General features: G+C 60.9%; 11 protein-coding genes and 4 pseudogenes. 7 read left to right on the top strand and 8 right to left on the bottom strand.

Annotated features, from left to right (window positions below; translation table 11 throughout):
• The first annotated feature begins 179 nt into the window (after nucleotides 1-179).
• Entirely contained in the window at nucleotides 180-551 is a 372-nt protein-coding gene (locus HDG32_RS35425; RefSeq protein WP_184074448.1) for a BON domain-containing protein, read from the top strand.
• A 660-nt stretch (nucleotides 552-1,211) separates the two neighbouring features.
• On the opposite strand, the gene HDG32_RS35420 is transcribed toward HDG32_RS35425, so the two are convergent.
• Together HDG32_RS35420 and HDG32_RS35415 are read right to left on the bottom strand one after the other, a co-directional pair.
• On the bottom strand, nucleotides 1,212-1,718 hold the full coding sequence (locus HDG32_RS35420) for a DUF3331 domain-containing protein (protein ID WP_260336721.1): 507 nt from the start codon (nucleotides 1,716-1,718) through the stop codon (nucleotides 1,212-1,214).
• Nucleotides 1,719-1,761: 43 nt separating this feature from the next.
• Nucleotides 1,762-2,703: an MBL fold metallo-hydrolase gene (locus tag HDG32_RS35415; protein WP_409340083.1), complete on the bottom strand. Its 942-nt coding sequence runs from the start codon at nucleotides 2,701-2,703 to the stop codon at nucleotides 1,762-1,764.
• A gap of 249 nt (nucleotides 2,704-2,952) precedes the next feature.
• Here HDG32_RS35415 and HDG32_RS35410 point away from each other — a divergent pair, with 249 nt between their 5' ends.
• The 3 genes from HDG32_RS35410 to HDG32_RS35400 all read left to right on the top strand — a co-directional run bounded on the left by HDG32_RS35410 (nucleotide 2,953) and on the right by HDG32_RS35400 (nucleotide 8,474).
• Nucleotides 2,953-4,080, top strand: coding sequence for an FAD-dependent monooxygenase (locus HDG32_RS35410; RefSeq protein ID WP_184074447.1), 1,128 nt, complete (start codon nucleotides 2,953-2,955; stop codon nucleotides 4,078-4,080).
• Nucleotides 4,081-4,403: 323 nt separating this feature from the next.
• The gene (locus HDG32_RS35405) at nucleotides 4,404-5,318 is read left to right on the top strand and encodes a helix-turn-helix transcriptional regulator (protein WP_184074445.1); all 915 of its coding nucleotides are present in this window, start codon (nucleotides 4,404-4,406) and stop codon (nucleotides 5,316-5,318) included.
• 231 nt (nucleotides 5,319-5,549) lie between these two features.
• The gene (locus tag HDG32_RS35400; protein ID WP_184074443.1) at nucleotides 5,550-8,474 is read left to right on the top strand and encodes a winged helix-turn-helix domain-containing protein; all 2,925 of its coding nucleotides are present in this window, start codon (nucleotides 5,550-5,552) and stop codon (nucleotides 8,472-8,474) included.
• Here the strand turns inward: HDG32_RS35400 and HDG32_RS35395 are convergent.
• Together HDG32_RS35395 and HDG32_RS35390 are read right to left on the bottom strand one after the other, a co-directional pair.
• Nucleotides 8,465-9,286 carry an alpha/beta fold hydrolase gene (locus HDG32_RS35395; protein ID WP_184074441.1) on the bottom strand — a complete coding sequence of 274 codons (822 nt, stop codon included), beginning with the start codon at nucleotides 9,284-9,286 and terminating at the stop codon, nucleotides 8,465-8,467. The genes HDG32_RS35400 and HDG32_RS35395 overlap by 10 nt on opposite strands.
• An 86-nt stretch (nucleotides 9,287-9,372) precedes the next feature.
• Nucleotides 9,373-11,094: an FAD-dependent oxidoreductase gene (locus HDG32_RS35390; RefSeq protein ID WP_184074439.1), complete on the bottom strand. Its 1,722-nt coding sequence runs from the start codon at nucleotides 11,092-11,094 to the stop codon at nucleotides 9,373-9,375.
• Nucleotides 11,095-11,133: 39 nt separating this feature from the next.
• Here HDG32_RS35390 and HDG32_RS35385 point away from each other — a divergent pair.
• Nucleotides 11,134-11,614 (top strand): annotated as a pseudogene (locus HDG32_RS35385) (IS5 family transposase); the annotation flags it as partial.
• Nucleotides 11,615-11,744: 130 nt separating this feature from the next.
• Here the strand turns inward: HDG32_RS35385 and HDG32_RS37120 are convergent.
• The 3 genes and pseudogenes from HDG32_RS37120 to HDG32_RS35375 form a co-directional block, all read right to left on the bottom strand.
• Nucleotides 11,745-11,807 (bottom strand): annotated as a pseudogene (locus HDG32_RS37120) (XapX domain-containing protein); the annotation flags it as partial.
• A 27-nt stretch (nucleotides 11,808-11,834) separates the two neighbouring features.
• Nucleotides 11,835-12,476, bottom strand: a complete 642-nt coding sequence (locus tag HDG32_RS35380; RefSeq protein WP_184074437.1) for a phosphohydrolase — start codon at nucleotides 12,474-12,476, stop codon at nucleotides 11,835-11,837.
• Between the two features lie 223 nt (nucleotides 12,477-12,699).
• A pseudogene (locus HDG32_RS35375) lies at nucleotides 12,700-12,946 on the bottom strand (glyoxalase); the annotation flags it as partial.
• Here HDG32_RS35375 and HDG32_RS35370 point away from each other — a divergent pair.
• Nucleotides 12,937-13,245 (top strand): annotated as a pseudogene (locus tag HDG32_RS35370) (IS30 family transposase); the annotation flags it as partial. The pseudogenes HDG32_RS35375 and HDG32_RS35370 sit on opposite strands and share 10 nt — an antisense overlap.
• 226 nt (nucleotides 13,246-13,471) lie before the next feature.
• Here the strand turns inward: HDG32_RS35370 and HDG32_RS35365 are convergent.
• Nucleotides 13,472-14,026, bottom strand: a complete 555-nt coding sequence (locus HDG32_RS35365) for a porin (protein WP_184074435.1) — start codon at nucleotides 14,024-14,026, stop codon at nucleotides 13,472-13,474.
• A 226-nt stretch (nucleotides 14,027-14,252) separates the two neighbouring features.
• Between HDG32_RS35365 and HDG32_RS35360 the strand changes: the two genes are divergently transcribed.
• On the top strand, nucleotides 14,253-14,764 hold a 512-nt coding region (locus tag HDG32_RS35360; protein WP_184074433.1), incomplete at its 3' end, for an IS630 family transposase.

The following is a 14,764-nucleotide window of genomic DNA, read 5'->3' as shown; positions in this document are numbered from 1 at the left end:
CCGTGCGGCTCTGACAGCAATGCTAACCCGCGTTTGATTCCGTTGCGGCAGGCCAGCCTCTGTCCCGCAGGAAGTCATACTGCCTACCAGGTCTGACCGGAAGTTCTAACACCGTCTAAACGAAGACCGCCCGCAAAGCTGCGGACTTGCGGGTCTACCGTCTTTTGCTGCAGGGGAGAATGAATGTGAGTGGTGCAAGCGTCAAAATCTGCGCGATCCTGGTTATGGTCCCCATCAGTTGCGGCTCGATCCAGGCTGGCGCACACACGGGTGAGAACACGGGTGCTGGCGCGACAGCGCGGGTGGCGTACTCGACGTCGCGGCTTCAGAACAGGCCGGATAGTGCGGTGAGTCGTGACGTCCGCAGCGCCCTCAGGCGGACACCGAGCCTGGATGCTTCAGGGATTCGGGTCAGGGCGCGCCTCGGCGTCGTGACGCTCACGGGATGGGTGCCTGAGCACAGGCAGATCGCGCTCGCCGGCAACACGGCAGGATCGGTGCGCGGAGTTAGGTCGGTGGCGAATCACTTGACCTTGCGGAACAGCCGTTAGCCAGCGATTCGAGAAAATGAAGTGAGTACATCACGGGTAGGCCACGCGATGAACGCCACATAGCGGCAGTGACCGGCGGGCGCTTCGCGACCGCAAAATGAAACCTTAGGACGGCGTCGCTAAGCGACATGAGCGTTCCTGCCGTTCGGGCGCACGCAACCGGTACGGCCGCTTGCAAGCGGATCGGTCATTCGGGTGACCCGCAAATGCGCGGGCCGATGACCGTACATGGACTCCTCCTCGTTTCCAAACATGTCGCCTATCAAGCCTCATTGTCGATCGCTCACGTATATCCGGTCTCGTACAAATGTGCCTCTGCGAGGCAACGGACCCTGATGGGCTATTCGCGCGCTGACTCCCAATCGCTCCTACGGGCTCGAGGCCTCGGTCCTTCGCGGGTTTGATCAGCGCCGGTTCGACCTGTTGGCCATTGTGCGGCTTGTTTTGCAATCGTGGATGAAGGTACAGCTGGTTGCTCTCGGTTTCAGTGCGCAGCAAGCTCCGGCTGATAGTCGGTTTCCCTTGTGATCATCGCCCAGGCAATTCGAGCCGTCTTGTTTGCCAGCGCCACGGCTGCAATATTCGGGTGCCGCTCTCCCGCTATGCGCATAACCCACAGACTTAGTGCATCAGTCCGTCGTCTGGCCATCTGGATCACATCTAGCGCACCCCACCCTCTCCAACCATGGAGGTCATTTGCTCGATCACAGAGGCAAGAATCATGGCGGTGGCATTAGCCGGGGGAGTGGGTCGCACTCTCGGCTTGTAGATCGAATCCTCGCGACGGACGACCGCGCCGCTCACCGCACAGCGCCCTTTCACGCGGGCGCGGCAACTGATCCACACCTGATCGACGTAGCGGCACCGCGTCGCGTCCTGCCAAAGCACGGCAATCGACGTGTCGGAAAGGCGCTCGATCACTTCGACCTGAATGTGCGACGACGGCGCATAAGTGGCGCGGCGAGACGCCGGCCGCGCAAGGTATGCGTCGCCCAGGCCCTCGCTCCGATATCCGGGCAGAAGCGCATGGATCACGTGGTCCCATACGGACGCCCCAATGTCGTTTATCGTGGCGTTTGTTTTTTCGCACGAAGCACGACGCGCTTCGTGACGGATGCCGTTCGCGCGATGCGTGTGAGGCATGAGCGCAATCGCTTCTGTTTCCATATGCCGTTCCTCGATGGGGTGAGAGGCAAACCAGGCGCCGACATCATTGCGCGGGTGAGGCGTCGTAATTGACCGGCACCCAGTCATACGCACTGCCATCTTTCCTGATGTGCCCCAATCCGGGAAAAGCGATATGCGCGGCGCCGACGGGATAATGTTTGTCCGCGGCGAGCTTGAGCGCGTAGCGGCGGTAGCGCCGCGCCGCTACCGCGTCGGAGTCGTACTCGACGGACGCCGTAGGGTTGCGCAACTGGATCGCCGCGACATGAATGACATCGCCCCACACAAGCAGATCTTTGGAATCGCTCTCTACGAGATATGCCGTATGGCCCGGCGTATGGCCGGGAAGCGCTGCGGCGCGAATCCCGGGATCGAGTTCGAGGTCCCCGCTGAAGGGCTTGAAGCGGTCGGCCGCCACATAGGGGGCGACGGATGCGATTGCCGCATCGAAAAATGTGCTGAGAAAAGCGGGCGCTTTCGTTTTGTTCGCCGGATTCAGCCAATAGTCCGCTTCGGTCCGGCTGGTCCGCACAACCGCATTCGGAAACACCATCGCACCGTTGGCGACGATGCCACCAACATGGTCTTTATGCAGATGCGTGAGCAATACCTCGTCGATCTGCCCGGGCTGATAGCCCGCGGCGCGCAGATTGGCCAGCAGGCGTCCGCAGCAGTCGCCATAGAGCACGCCCGCGCCAGTGTCGATAAGAATCAGCTTCGAACCGGTATTGATCAGAAAGGCGTTGATCGATCCTTGAACCGGTGCCTGCAAAAAATCGCGCGCGAGGTCACGTTCGACTTCAGCCTTCGGTACACCTTCAATTACCGTGTCGATCGGAAACGGATGCGTGCCGTCGAGCAATGCGGTCACTTCGAACTGACCGACCATCATCCGATAAAAACCTGGGCCCTGCGTTTTGACCTGCGGCGCAGCGGCAAACGCACTGTTCCCATCCCCGCTACGATGCTCAGTATCACGATGCACCACGCACCGACATTCGTGGATAATCCGCGCCGAATCAGCTTCATTACTTTGTTCCTCGTGGTTGGCTCCAGCATGGAAAAAGCATACGACGGCACGTTCGAAACCGTTGCTAATTTTTATTAATAGTCCTGAGCCAACGCGGTGATCAATGGCCGGCGGCAAGCACAACTGCTGATGCAGCGCTAGAGTGCGATATCGCAAGAGTCAGAAACCTAGACTGAATCATTGAATGGACACTGCACCACGAACATGAAAATAGCCATTGCCGGCGGTTCAATAGCAGGACTCGCATGCGCGTTGACGCTGACGTGCACGGGTCACGACGTGCACGTCTACGAGCGTGCCACGGCGCCGCTTCGCGGTCGCGGCGGCGGCGTCGTGGTGTTGCGGCAAATGCTGCGGTTTCTCGAACAGCACGGCCATCGGGTCCGCGCCATGTTGTCGGTACCCACGCACCACCGGCGCTGGATCGATCGGAACGGTAACGTGATTCGCGAGGACCCCGAATTGCTGCCGTTTTCTTCCTGGGACGCCGTCTACCGGTCGCTATGCAGCATGCTGCCGCCCACCGCGATTCTCTACGGGCACACCGTCGAGAGTGTCGCTGAAGTTGCGGACAGCGTCGATATCCGATTCGCAGATGGCGCGGCACCGGTTCGCGCCGACATCCTGATCGCCGCGGACGGCACCGGTTCGCGGCTTCGCTCGATGCTGTTTCCCGATAGCGCTTCGTCGTATGCGGGCTACATCGCGTGGCGCGGCGTGGTGGATGAAAGCACGTTCAACCGCGCCGACATCGCGGATCTGGTCGAGAACATGACGCTCTTCCATGCGGCAGGCGAACTGTTCATGACGTTCCTGATTCCCGCGCTGGACGGCTCCCTCGAACCGGGCACGCGCCGCTTCAATTGGCTCTGGTACAGGAACGAAACCCATGCGGCGTCAATCGGGGCGTTTCTCACCGGCCGCGACGGTCTGCGTCACCATGCGTCGGTGGCGCCCGGCGAACTGTCGGAGCGATCGCTGGCGCACCTGCATCAGGCGGCGCTGGAGCGCCTTCCACGCACGCTGTCGCAACTGGTGGCCGCAACCGGAGCCCCCTTCCTGCAGGCGATCTCCGATGCGCTGAGTCCGTCGTTCGCCAAAGGCCGCATCGCGTTGGTCGGCGACGCCGCGTGCACGCTGCGGCCCCATACCGGCTCGGGCACGTCGAAAGCCGCCGATGACGCCGTGAGCCTCGCGCAAGCGCTCGCGGAGCCGGGTCCTGATGTCGCCCGGATACTCGCGGAGTGGGCCACGGTTCGACGTGCAGCCGTCGAACCCCTGCTTCTCAAGGGGCCGCGGCTCGCCCAATCGTTCGGCCTTGGTTCGCCATAATGCACGCACCGCCATTGCAGCAGACGCCTTCGCATAAGGCGTTGAGCATGCGCACCGCGTCCGACATCGGACTGAAATAGTCGACGTCCACAATCGCCGACTACCGGCACGCCTTGTTCATCGTTCGATTCCGCCAGTCATGTCGTCGACGCGAAAATAAACACGCTCGTTCGCCCCCGAAATACCGAAAGCTAAACAAAAATTAATATTTGACCTCGATTATTTTCGAGATAATTGCGCATCCCGCCGATTATCACCATCTCCTGATCTTGGCAACGCGAACCGGCAAGCGACTGTAGCGAGACGAACAGAGGTGACGGATCATGCTTGACCATTCAGAAGCTTTCACTGCGACGGCATTCCGGCACAAGGACTCGCTGGGATGCGTTTCGAATCAACTGCACAAAGACCTTGAACTCGATACGGGCGAATTCGCGTTTTATCGCAAATGCAGGCGTCGCGAACAAACCAGCGAGGTAGCGACGCCCGCCTCGGATCGCGGGTTCCTGATCGGTGTTTCGCTGACAGCCGGCCATCGTAGGCGAATCATCTCGGGCAGTCGGTCGGCATTGCACGACTTCGAGAAGGACTCGGTCTACATTCGCAATTTCGAAGAGGACTACCGCGCGGACTTGCACGGCGCATTCGATTTCGTGCTGGTGGAACTCTCGCGCGCCTTTATCACGAATACCTGCTACGAGCGCAGCGGGTCCGCCATCGCGGGCTTCTCATCGCTGCCGGGCCGCAAAGACCCGATCTTCGGTCATCTGGCACAGGTATTGGCGCTCACGCTCGACAGCCCGGATAACGTCAGTCCGCTCTTCGTCGAGCAACTGGGCGTGACCATCGGCACGCATCTGATCGACCGGTATGGCAACGCGCCGGCTCAATCGAACAAGAAGAGCCGGCGGTTGTCGAGCCTGCATGAAACGCGCGCCAAAGATATGCTCCTCGCGAAGGCACAAGGGAGCGTTTCGCTCGAAAAAATCGCGAGCGCGTGCAATCTGTCGCGCAGCTACTTCATCCGCGCATTTCGCGAGACCACGGATCGCACGCCGCATCAATGGCTGTTGGAGCAGCGCATCGATCGCGCCCGGGATCTGCTGCGGCATTCCGACGGATCGTTGTCGGATATCGCGATTGCGTGCGGCTTCTCGGATCAAAGCCACTTCACGCGAACCTTCTCGCAATTGGTCGGTATGCCCCCGGGTACCTGGCGCCGCCACGCACGCAACTGAATCGCGTGGCTCCCAAGTTCTGCCGCAAAGTGTTTTGATCAGACATTAGGCAAGCAGGGCGTGGCACGCCCTTCCCGCGGCACCGGACTTTCCTACAAAGCATCGCACTAACGTGCAAGACGCGCGGCCGTCGCCACGGTATGTTCGCTCATGCCCGAACCCGGCATCCGCGAATGCCTTCCCGCCCCTGGCATTCTTTCGTATCTGGCTCATTCTGAATCTGATAACGCGATGATCGAAATCGGCAGCTTTCTGATCGATCTGGAAATGCGCACTTTGCGGCAAAACGGCGAAGTCGTGCATGTCGGATCCCGCGCGTTCGACATTCTTGCCGTGGTCGCTTCCGCCGGTGGGCGCCTCGTCACGAAAGACGAGCTGATGAATGCAGTCTGGCCCGACACCGTTGTCGAAGAGAACAACGTACAGGTGCATCTCTCCGCACTGCGAAAGATACTCGGCCCGGACCGCGATCTGATTCTTACTGTACCGGGCCGCGGTTATCAGCTTCTCCAGCGGCAGAAGAGTCCCGCTTTCAACGAATCCGGTTCGCAGGCGGCCGGCGGAGGCGGTCTGCCGGCATCCAGCTCCGTGCTGCTGGGGCGTGACGCCTCGGTCGGCCTGATCCGCGCGATGCTGGCGCAAACGCATGTGCTCACGCTGGTCGGCGCCGGCGGCATCGGCAAAACAAGTCTCGCCATCGAAGCGGCTCGCCATACCTCGCCCGACTTCGCCGAACCCGTCTGTTTCATCGAACTGGCCGCGTTGAGTACGCCAGAGGCAGTGCTTGGCGCCATCGCCGAAAGCTTGGGAATAAACCTGTCCGGCCCGCATCCGGACATTGCGCAGGTGGCGTCCGCGCTTGGCCGGCGACGTAAGCTGCTGGTGCTCGATAACGCGGAGCATGTCATCAGCGCGGTAGCGCAAATCGTCGATGCACTCGTTCTCGGCAACGACATGCTGCGCATACTGGTCACGAGCAGAGAATCGCTTCGCATCATGCCCGAGATGGTGTTCAAAGTTGATCCGCTGGCTGTGCCGCTGCCTCATTCCACCGATGTGGAGATTCTGCGGTGTTCCGCGGTAAGCCTGTTCCTCCAGCGTGCTAATTCGCTGCAAGGAACCGTATGCGCCGACAGCGCGGAAATCCGGCTAGTCGGCGAGATTTGCCGCCGGCTGGACGGCATTCCACTGGCGATCGAACTCGCGGCGGCCCGCGTCGTGGCACTCGGCGTCGAAGGCGTTTATCGCCGGCTCGACGACCGCATGGCGATACTCGGAGGCGGTTACCGGACCGCGCTGCCGCGCCATCAGACCTTGCGCGCGACGTTCGACTGGAGTTTCGCCATACTCGACCTGGCCACTCAGGCGCTCTTCCGGCGTCTCGCGGTCTTCAGCGGCAGTTTCACTTTCGAGGCGATGTGCGCGATCGCGTGCGACGAGGAGCACTCGATGGCGAACGCGATCGGCGGCATCACCGAGCTGGTAGCGAAGTCACTGGTCAACGTGGAGTTCGAGGGGCCGGTGGCGAAATACCGCCTATCCGAATCGACCCGCGCGTATGCCAGGGAAAAACTGCAGGCCGAAGGCGAGTTGCAGGAAATGACCTCGCGCAATGCGCGCTATCTCTCCTGCCCCTTTCAGGCGCAAACGGGCGGCGAATTGCGCGGCGACAACAGCAATCAGCCCGAGCTCCAACAGACGCTCGACGATGCGCGCGTTGCCTTCGACTGGGCCTTCTCCCCCGATGGAGATCTGCGAGTCGGTGTCGAACTGGCGTCGAACCTGGTCAGTGCGCTGCTCCATTCAGGCCTGATCGAGGAGTGCTGCACGCGCGCCGCGCAAGCCGTCGAGGCACTCGACCACCTGCCCCCCGGATCGGTGGACGCCGCACGCGAAATGCGCGTGCGCGCGGCGCTGGCGTCGGCCTTGCCCTATGTGCGCGGTCCGGTTTCACGGCCGGCGGAACTGTGGCGTGACGTCCTCGCGCTCGCGGTCGAGTCCGACGACAACACCTTTCGCATTCACGCGCTATGGGGCCTGTGGAACACGATGTTCTCCTTCGGCGACATCAATCAATCGATGACCTTCGCGAAGCAGTTTCGCCAACTGGCAATGCAGCAAGGCACGCCGTGGCAGAAGATCGTCGCCGACCAGATCATCGCGATTTCGCAGCACTATCTCGGCCAGCACACGGAGGCGAAGCGAGGCCTGATGAGCGCCAGGCAGCGCCTTGCGCAGCTGCGCGGCGAAGCGCTGCGCGAGGGCCGCTTTGCCGTCGACCCGGTCGTCTTTTGCAGCGGCGTGCTTGCCCGGATCGCATGGCTCCAGGGCGACCCAGATGAGGCGACGGCGCTGGTCGATACGCTCGTCGACTCGGTTCGCTCGGAGACGATGGAACCTTCGCTCACGCACGTGCTGGGTGCCGCCGTGATTCCGCTTGCGCTCATGTCCGGCGATTTACGGCGCGGCTCGCACTACATCGACATCATGCGATCTCAAGCCGCGCTCCACGGCTTCGCAATCTGGCTGGACTATTGCGACTGCCTGGCGGCCTACCGCGACATTCTCGACGGACGTACGGAACAGGCGTTGCCGGTCCTCGAAGCCAAGCTCGACGCGCTGATGTCACGCGGTTTCCGGCGCATGATCACGCCGTTTATCGTCGCGCACGCCGAGGCGCTGATCAAACAGAAGCGCGTGCCGGAGGCGGAGAACCGGCTCGGCGAAGCGCTGGATTTTTGCCAGAACAACGGCGAACTGTTCTTTCTGCCGGAGGTCTGGCGAGCACTGGGTGTCGCGGCACACGCCGAAGCGGAACTGCACGCTCGAACGAGCGAGACTCGCGCCAGTGGAATCGCCATCGCGTCCTGCCGATTTTCCAATGCGATCCAGCTTGCCCGCCAGCAGGACGCGAAAATGTGGCAGCTGCGCGCGTCCATGGGTATGGCGCGTCTTCTGGACGTGCAAGGTCGGTCGGAAGAAGCCGCTGAACTGCTGGCTCCGCTGGCAGACGAACTGGAAAGCGCTTCCTGCACGTCCGACATGCAGGCACTGCTCGAACTGCTCGCGTACCTGCGCGCGCGCCGTGGCCCGCGGCGCTCGTCGACCGCCGCCGGACGCGCGAACCGCGCCGTCGGCGTACTGCTTTACGACTGAATGAACGCCAGCAGATCCGCATTCACGCGGTCCGCGTGCGTCGTGCACAGACCATGCGAGGCGCCTTCGTAAATCTTCAGCTCGGCGTTCGGCAGGAGCTTCGCCGAACGCATTCCGGAAATTTCGAGCGGCACCATCTGATCATCGTCGCCCTGCAACACGAGCGCCGGCACCGTGACCTGCTTGAGGTCGCCGGTGAAATCCGTTTCCGAGAATGCCTTGATGCAATCGTACGAGGCTTTGATCGAGCCTTGCATTCCGGCCAGCCAGAACGCGTCGATCGTGCCTTGCGACACCTGCGCATCCGGACGATTGAAGCCGTAGAGCGGCAACGCCACGTCCTTGAAGAACTGCGAGCGGTTATTGCGCACGCCCTCGCGCATGCCGTCGAATATCGACATCGGCAGGCCGCCCGGATTCGCTTCCGTCTTCAGCAGGAACGGCGGCGCCGAAGCGATCAGCACGGCCTTGGCGACACGCTTCGCGCCATGGCGAGCGATATAGCGCACCACTTCGCCGCCCCCCATCGAATGGCCGACCATCACGACATTGTTCAGATCGAGCGTGTCGATCAGAACGGCGAGATCGTCCGCAAAGGTGTTCATGTCGTTGCCGTTCCACGGCTGCGACGAACGTCCGTGACCGCGGCGGTCATGCGCAATCACGCGATAGCCGCGCTCCGCGAGAAACACCATCTGCGCGTCCCATGCATCCGCGTTGAGCGGCCACCCATGGGAGAAGAGAACCGCTTGGCCCGCACCCCAATCCTTGTAATAGATTTGCGTGCCGTCCCGGGTGGTGAAAGATGCCATTGCGATTGCTCCATTCAATGTGGTTTGTCGGCATACACCGTTGTGCCATGCGCCATACGAGTACTCGGGTAAAAGGACGGATATGCCTACGCGGCAGCCGCCGTCAGCCGGCTCAGGTACCCATGGATCTGACTCACCACCGCAGCGCCGTCGCCCACGGCTGCTGCCACGCGCTTCGCGGACTCCGAGCGCACGTCGCCAACTGCGAACATGCCTGGCACGCTGGTTTCGAGCGGGTAGCGCGCGCTTGCTTCAGGCGAGCCATGTTCGCCGAGCGCGAATCCGGTGACGACAAACCCGCGGTTATCAAGCTCCACGCCGCTCGAGTTGAGCCAATCCGTCTTCGGATCCGCGCCGATAAAGAGAAACAGATGGCGCGTGGCGATCGCCTCATCGGTCTGTTCGTTTTCCTTACGGATATGAACCTTGACGAGTCCGGCTTCATCGCCTTCGAGCGCGCTTAGCGCGCAGCGCGTGCACAGCGTGACGTTGGGCAGCGAACCGATACGGTCGATCAGGTATTTCGACATACTCGCGTTCAGGTCGTTGCCGCGAATCAGCACCCGAATGCTGCGAGCAAAATTCGCCAGAAAGACGACCGCCTGTCCCGCCGAGTTGCCCCCGCCCATCAGCACGATATCCTGCCCCCTCACCAGCTTGGCCTCGATCGTCGATGCCCAGTAGTAGGTACCCCGCCCTTCGAAGCGCTGGAAATCCGGCACCGTCGGCTTTCGATAGGCGGCGCCGCTCGCCACGACGATGGTCCTGGCGCTGATGCGCTGACCGTCGAGCAGCGACAGCAGGAAGATGCCATCTTGCCGCCGCACGTCCATGACCTTGCCGGGAATCGCCAGATGCGCGCCGAACTTCAACGCCTGCTGGAACGCTCGCGCCGCGAGCGCCTGGCCGGAAATGCCGGTGGGAAAGCCGAGGTAATTCTCGATCCGGGAACTGGCGCCCGCCTGGCCGCCTGGCGCGCGCTGGTCGAACACCGCGACCGACAAACCTTCCGTGGCGGCATAGACGGATGCAGCCAGCCCGGCTGGCCCGGCGCCGACAATTGCGACGTCGTAGGTATGCGATTGCTCGAAGATCGGCACGAGTCCGAGGCATGAAGCAAGCTGCGCCTCGTCAGGCGCGCGCAGCACATAACCGTTCGGGCAGAACACCAGTGGGAAATCGGCCGGGCCGGTGGTCATGCCGCCTAGCAGCGTGATCGCCTCGGGATCGCTGCGCGCGTCGATCACCGTGGCCGGGTACGCATTGCGGCGCAGGAACCCTTGCAGTCCGACGAGCCGCGCGTCGTCGCCATTGCCGACGATGATCGGGCCGAGCCCTTGCTCGATCAGTCCGAGCCGCCGCAATATCAGCGCGCGCATGATGTGCTCGCCCAGTTGCGCGTCGGCAACGATCAACGCGCGCAGGCGGTCCGGTTCGATCACGAGCGTTTCCACGTCCGTCAACGCGACGCCGTCGATCAACGCGGGCTTACCGGATAGTTGCGCCATCTCCGCCATGAAGTGCCCGTCTTCATGTTCGGTGACGAGCGTCGAGCGTCCGAAGCTGTCGCGCGAATAGATGCGCACACGCCCATGCAGCAGCACGAACAGGCCCAGTGCAACCTGCCCGGTCTCGAAGATCAGCTCGCCCGCCTTGAACGACATCGGCCGTGCGAAGCGTCGCAGGCTTTGAATCTCCGCCGCGGACAGACGTGGAAACATCTGATGCTGACGGTACTCCAGCGAAGAAAAGGGAATCTCGAGTTCCGACGGCGCCACGGCGTCGGAAGATAAGTCCGGTGTGCTCATAACATGGCCTCCTCTGGCACGTCGTCGTGATGACGATATGGCAACGAATGGCATTTGGCATGAAGGCGCATATCGGCGCCGATGCCGACTCGGGTCTGGTGCATAGCCTGGTGGGTACATCGGCCAACGTATCGGACGTATCGCAAGCCCATGCTTTGCTGCACTGGCATGAGCAGGAAGCGTTCGGCGATTCCGGCTACACGAACGTTGAAAAGCGCGACGAGATGCACGGCAATCCTGTGCAGTGGCGTGTGGCTGTCAAGCGCGGAAAATCAAGGCAATGCGTGACGGTGCGCTGAAGGATCTGCTGATCCAGGTCGAGCGAACCAAGGCGCAGATTCGCGCATGGGTCGAGCATCCGTTTCATGTCGTCAAGAATCTGTTCCGCCATCGCAAGGTCCGCTACAAAGGTCTAGCCAAGAACACGGCGCAACTGTTCAGTCTGTTCGCCTTGGCCAATCTGGTGATCGCGAAGAACCGACTGCGCTCGACACATGGGGAAAGTCCGTCATGTGTATGAATAACGCGAGCAGTTGGCCCGTATTCGAGAAAAACTCATCCCGGTCACAACAAAAATTCGTTCGCCGTTCTGACGCTTTCAAACTGACTCGTCGACAACGGTGGCGGCGAACCCATTGATCAGCGTTTCCCTTGAGTAGCCAATAGAGGAGCCCGACGCCGAAGCCGACTCCCAGTGAAATGATGTAACCCATGCTGTCCGTCCTCTGAATAACAATCTGTCAATTTGACCAGTCACATCCCAACACCAGTCCGCAGAAATTCAGACGGCGATAATTCGGATCCCACCGGTCCAGCACATCGGCATTCACCGTCCCGAATGTCGTGGCAGGACGATGCTCAATGCCGCGCGCGTAAGCTTCGATCAGCTTCTTCTTGAAGCCCGATTCGCGGGGATAGGCTTGCACGATTTCGTCCCGCTGCTGCGCGGTAAATTCGTCGTAACGGGCCCCCCGAACATCCATCTGCACGCCGGCGCTGACCATTGCGATCAAGGGCGACAAATGTTCCGGAATGCCAGGTGTCGTGTGCAATGCGATCGCCACCCAGACTTCATCGATCCGCTGATCGGCGACGGCGTACTGCCGCAGGAATTCGCGCGCCGCGTTCGCGCTGTCCACCTCGAACCGGTATGGCGAGTCTTGATACTTCGCGTTCAGCCCGGCGTTGTGAAACATCGCGCCGACATACAGCAGGTCGGCGTCGAAGGCCAGATTCTCGCGATACCCGGTCAGCGCACCGAACAGAAATGTCCTGAGCGCGTGGTGAAACATCAACTCGGACTCCGTGCCTCGCGTCAGATCAGTCGCCGCGCGGGCCATGGCACCGTCGGGAATATCAACGCCGGCAATGGTTTTCTTCATGTCAACTCCTCCGTGTCAGACATCCTTGCTCCGGCGCGCCTGCGCACGCGTGCCGGCCTGGCCTCGCAGCCGGGCGCGGGCCCATTCGAAGTCTTTGGCAGATCCTGTCCACGGCAGCGTAACGAATAAAACCTATAAAGACTTTGGCGGATTCTTAAGAAGACTTAAGCGACACAACGGTTATGCGAAATCCGTCAAATCGCCAGTTCATGGAAGCGCTTCACGGCCATTGGATCACCGCGTCCTTGCCGATCGGGTCGTCGAACGAATCGACGAGGACATCGGCGCCGGCCGCACGCGCCGCCTTGACCGGCCTGATCGATATCGGTGACCAGATAGCTGGTTCGCTCATTGCCGAACGGATACGGAATCGGCGTTTCGAAGCCGAACACCGACAGCATGCCGACCGGCGTTTGCACGTACTGCGACGCGGTCTTGCTCGGCGTGGGCGTCACCGTGAAGCCTGACCTACGATCAGGGCAAGGAAATGGCGCGACATACCGAACTCACTGCCGCCACCGGCGTGCGCGTGTACTTCTGCGACCCGCACAGTCCGTGCCAACGCGGCACCTGCGAGAACACCAACGGGTTGCTGCGTCAGTACCTGCCCAAAGGTACGGATTTGTCCGTGTGCAGCCAGGATGAACTTGACGCCATCGCTGACAGCATGAATAGCAGGCCACGTGCTACGCACGCATTTCACTCGCCTCTGGAGGTCTTCGCACGCATGCTCGAAGCCGCTTCACTGCCTCCGCCTGCGTTTCATTAACCCCGTTGCGCTTCACCCTTGAAACCGCCATGGGAGGACATGCCGCACTCGCTTGAAGTGCGAGAAAAACTGAGATCCAGTCTATCGACGGTTTTGCCCAGAGTCCTTGTTGAACTCCTTAATCGTTCTTAAAAAATAACAACCAGGAAATTCGCGACACGGCGCGTGGCGAACGGTCGCTCAGAGCATTTCATATTTTCTGCAGGACTTTATTTGTGCGACGTTCCTACACTTCAGGTGCCGGATTCGGAAACACCCGTTTCACCGGCTGACAACTCAAAAGGAAAAGCCATGAAAGACGAACTGAAAGCAGCAGCACATCGCGCGGCGCCGCTAAAAACACCGAGTCGCCTGACGGAAGACGCGACACGTGACATCGCCCGGCCGTGAGCTTGCCGTAATCGTCGTTGTCCATTGACAGGTAGGTCTGGCGACCAAATGCATTCTTGTTCGAATTGCTGAAGGCACCCGTTCCCAAACTGACACCGCTCTCAATCCGGCATTCCATCCGGGTGTCACCGCCGAGATCCTCCATGCCGCGCAACCCGAATGAAGTGGCCCACGTGCCACTGTCGTTGAACGCATAGATATGTCCGGCATTACTTCCGTTTGCCGCGGGGTAGTGCGACGCATAGAGCAGCCCCGCATCCAGCACACCATAGAGCGTGACGCTGGATTGCGCATAAGCGACCCCGCCGCAAAGTAATGCGCCGCCAGCCAGCGCGCAAAGATACGGTATCTTCCGAATAGAAAAAGAGCACGGCACGATATTTGTCTCCATTTGTATTTATTTTCGATCGCGAAAAGCCTCAGCGATTAGGAAAGCGTTTGTCCGATTCGCGCTGCACAGCCATGCGTTCGGCAATCAGCCGATGCAGCAAGCGCGACCGTGCATATAACAGGGTGCCGTGCCGCAATAACCGAAAGGATTTACTAACCAGTGCATAAATAAGCGAACATAAATCGACGCCATGGTCTAAGCTTTAAGGGGCTTAGGGAGAGGCGAGATGCGCGAGGACGACGGCCGGCAGCTTTCACATGCAACGCTTGAAGAGATCCGTATTCGGGCGGTCAAGCGCGTCGAAGCGGGCGAGTCGCCGGAGGACGTGATCCGCACGCTGGGATTCTCGAGGGCGCGTATTTACGAGTGGTTGGCGGCCTGGCGCGAAGGGGGCATCGAGGCGTTACGAGCCAAGGCAATCCCTGGTCGACCGATGAAGCTGTCGTCCGAGGCTATCCGCTTCGTCTATCAGACGGTCACAACGAAGAACTCCATGCAGATGAAGTTCGAGTTTGCATTGTGGACGCGAGACATGGTGCGGGAGTTGATTCGCGAACATTTCAACGTCAGGCTCTCCGAGGTGTCTGTCGGTCGGCTACTGCGCAAGCTCGGGCTTTCACCCCAGCGGCCGCTTGCGCGTGCGTACCAACGCGACCCTGAACTGGTCGAGTCATGGATGCGGAACGAATACCCGGCCATTGTCGGGCAGGCCAAACGCTGCGGGGCACAGATATTCTT

Origin of the sequence: Paraburkholderia sp. CI2, assembly GCF_014201055.1 — a bacterium.
Taxonomy (GTDB): Bacteria; Pseudomonadota; Gammaproteobacteria; order Burkholderiales; family Burkholderiaceae; genus Paraburkholderia; species Paraburkholderia tuberum.
Note: the sequence above shows the minus strand (reverse complement) of the source record. Positions and strands in the feature narration are given on the sequence as shown.